The sequence below is a fragment of the Pseudomonas sp. PS01299 genome (assembly GCF_029960145.1).
In the GTDB taxonomy this organism is placed as follows: Bacteria; Pseudomonadota; Gammaproteobacteria; order Pseudomonadales; family Pseudomonadaceae; genus Aquipseudomonas; species Aquipseudomonas putida_A.
The window spans coordinates 1-3,379 of sequence record NZ_JASCPO010000380.1 but is presented as its reverse complement, the minus strand read 5'-3'; the positions used below and the strand labels follow the sequence as shown (position 1 = coordinate 3,379).

Annotated in this window: 3 protein-coding genes; all 3 read left to right on the top strand. The window is 57.6% G+C overall.

Annotation, left to right across the window (positions count from 1 at the left end; genetic code table 11):
- Positions 1 to 319: 319 nt before the first annotated feature.
- Positions 320 to 448: a hypothetical protein gene (locus QMX91_RS29930; protein ID WP_260455810.1), complete on the top strand. Its 129-nt coding sequence runs from the start codon at positions 320 to 322 to the stop codon at positions 446 to 448.
- A 134-nt stretch (positions 449 to 582) separates the two neighbouring features.
- Positions 583 to 2,013 (top strand): glutamate decarboxylase, encoded by a 1,431-nt coding sequence (locus QMX91_RS29925; protein ID WP_153338232.1) that lies wholly within the window; start codon positions 583 to 585, stop codon positions 2,011 to 2,013.
- A 69-nt stretch (positions 2,014 to 2,082) separates the two neighbouring features.
- A partial coding sequence (locus tag QMX91_RS29920; RefSeq protein ID WP_282413818.1) for a TrkA C-terminal domain-containing protein occupies positions 2,083 to 3,379 on the top strand: 1,297 nt, incomplete at its 3' end.

Sequence of the window (3,379 nt, the reverse complement as noted above, 5' to 3'; positions counted from 1 at the left end):
CTCGGCGGGTTTGCTTGCGCTTGCCGGCGTACTCAAAGTCGGAAAAGCTCATCTGGCTCATGGGCGGCTCGGATCAGGTGTTGCGGGGATTCTCGCATAACTGAAGGCTTGTTCGGAGATTCCCTAGGTGCGCCGCGTGAATGTTCATGTAAAAGGCTTTTTTTATTTACACGACGATTTTTTATATTCATCGCCCAAGCTTATGAATATCGGGAGTCTTGATGATAGCTTGATAGAGTCTTGATAAAATCTTGATAATTAAATGCGATTGTAGTACGCAGACGCAGTACAGAATTCGTTTTAGAGTAACAGCGATGACATGGCTGAGGTCCTGACCTTCGCCGCCGAAGGCAACGTTAAAGTGGATATCGAACGCCAGCCTCTTCCGGCCATAAATAAAGTATTGAATGTCGCGTCGAATGTAGTTATCGATTTTGGCTTAAGTTGATCCATGGCTTGATGGCTAATACGAGTTCAAAAAAATGGTTGATTTTCTATCCCATAGATTTTTCCTGACGCAAGCTGATCAGCACCTGTCTTGATCAACGTCTAAGAGATTTCCTTTGTCAAAGGTAGGACGTTATGGCACTTCACAAAACGGTAGAGACGCAAAATCCAGCCATCGAAGACGTTTATTCGAGTGGCTCCGCCCAGCACAAGCTGCCCAAATATCGCCTCCCGGATCACTCGACCACGCCGTTTGTCGCCTACAACCTGGTGCGCGACGAACTGCTGCTGGACGGCAATTCCCGGCAAAACCTGGCGACTTTCTGCACCACCTGGGTCGAGCCCGAAGTGCAGCAGTTGATGGCCGACGCCCTCGACAAGAACATGATCGACAAGGACGAGTACCCGCAGACGGCCGAGATTGAAAACCGTTGCGTGCACATCATTGCCGACCTATGGCACGCGCCGAAGTCCTGGCAAACCGTTGGCTGTTCCACCACGGGCTCCAGCGAAGCGGCGATGCTCGGCGGCCTGGCCCTCAAGTGGAGTTGGAAGAAGCGCCGGGAAGCGGCGGGGCTGCCCACCGACAAACCGAATTTCGTGTGCGGCCCGGTGCAGATCTGCTGGAAAAAATTTGCTCGCTATTTCGATGTGGAAATTCGCGAAGTGCCGTTGCGCGGCGACGCGTTGGGCCTGCGCCCGGCCGACCTGCGGGAATATTGCGACGAAAACACCATTGGTGTCGTCGCGACCCTGGGCGTGACCTTTACCGGGATCTACGAACCGGTCGCCGCCCTGGCGGCCGAGCTGGACTCGATGCAACGCGATCTTGGCCTGGATATTCCGATTCATGTCGACGCGGCGAGCGGCGGGTTTATCGCTCCGTTCATCCAGCAAGAGCTGCAATGGGACTTTGTGATTGAGCGCGTCAAGTCGATCAACGCTTCCGGCCACAAGTACGGTCTGGCGCCGCTCGGCGTGGGCTGGGTGATCTGGCGCTCCACCGAAGACCTGCCGGAAGAGCTGATCTTCTACGTCGACTACCTGGGCGGCAACATGGCGACCTTTGCCCTGAACTTCAGCCGCCCCGGCGGTGAAATCATCGCCCAGTACTACAACTTCCTGCGGCTCGGTCGTGACGGCTACACCCGTATTCAACAAGCGTGTTCCGATACGGCTCAGTGGCTGGCGTCGGAAATCACCAAGTTCGCCCCGCTGGAACTGGTGTACGACGGCAATGACGGTCTGCCGGCGGTTTGCTACAAGCTCAAGGACGATGTAGATCACGGCTTCAGCCTCTATGACCTGTCGGAGCGTGTACGCATGCGCGGTTGGCAGATTGCGTCTTACCCGTTGCCGTCCGATCGTCAGAACATCGTGGTGCAGCGCATCCTGGTACGGCATGGCGTGAGTCGTGACCTGGTGGCGTTGCTACTGGAGGACCTGCGCAAGGCCATCGCCTACTTGCAGAAAAACCCGGTAGAGCATTCCGACGCGGGCCCAAGCTTCAGCCATGGAGCCATCGCCGTCCCGGTCATCCCGGCCGACACCCCGAACCTCAACTAAACGCACTGAATACTCACCGGGCCTTGAGGCCCGGTACCTTTAGCGTTGCATCGCCAGGTACGAATCATCGTGACTGCCTTCTTTAATTTCTTGCACGACAACCCTTACATACTGCTGTTCTTGGTAGTTGGCCTGTCTGTCTGGGTTGGGCGCGGCACCATCAAGGGCTACGGCCTGGGCGCGGTGGCCGGTGCCATCGTCATCGGCTGCGCGATTGCGACCTGGGCGTCGTATTACGGTGTGCATTTCGAACTCGATAACTTCACCAAGAGCCTGTTTTATTACCTGTTCATGTACGGCGTCGGGCTGCGTGTGGGGCCTTCGTTCATTAACAGTCTCAAGGGGGATGGTCTGAAGTTCACCTTCCTGGCGATTCTGTCCTCGTTTCTTGGGCTGGGCATCGTGGTGCTGGGTGTGCGCCTGTTATCGCTGCCGGTAGGTGCGGCGGGCGGGATTCTTGCCGGTTCGCAAACCATGTCGGCGGCCATTGGCTCTGCCGAACAGGCAATTACCTCAGGCGTGGTACCTCTGCCGCCGGGCACCACCGCGGCAGCGGCCACGGCGATGATCGCGCTGTCCTACGGTATCACCTATATCTGGGGCACGGTCGGGATCATTTTGATCTGCAAATACCTCCCGCGCTGGTGGGGCATGGATGCGCGCAAGGCGGCCAAGCAATATGAAGTAGAGCACGGCGTGCCGAACGTCGACGACGCCGGACTCAGCGGTTATCGGCCGTTTGATCTGCGGGCTTATCGCCTGGTGAACCCTGACTTGGTGGGGAAAAGCATAGCGCAATTCCGCGAGCGATATGCTCTGTACCAGATCGAAAACGTCGAGCGGGGCGACGAATTGTTGGGGGCCGCCCCGACTTTGGTGTTGCAACTGGGCGATGTGATTGCACTGGGAGGCAGCCTAGACGCGCTGACCGACCACATGGGCCTGATCGGGCCAGAAGTGCCGGATGCACGGGCGCTGAATATACCGCTGGATGAGGCGATGATTCTGGTTACCCACAAGGATGCCGTGGGCAAGGCACTCAAGGAATTCAGCCAGTCGCCGATTGCCGGGCAAGTGCAGTTGGTGGGGATTGAACGGGGCGGGGCGCCGATTCCCGTGGGGCTGGAAACCCGCTTGCAACGCCTGGATTTAATCCACCTGATCGGCCTTCGCAGTGCCATCGACAAGGCGACTGCCTTGTTGGGCAAAGCGGGGCGTCCGAGTACCGCGACTGATTTGCTCACGCTGTCGCTGGGCATGGTCCTGGGGTTGTTGATCGGCCTGATTCAGGTGCCGGCATTCGGAGCAGCGGTTGGCCTGGGTAATGCGGGTGGGTTGTTGGTGTCGGGGAGTATCGTTTCGTCGG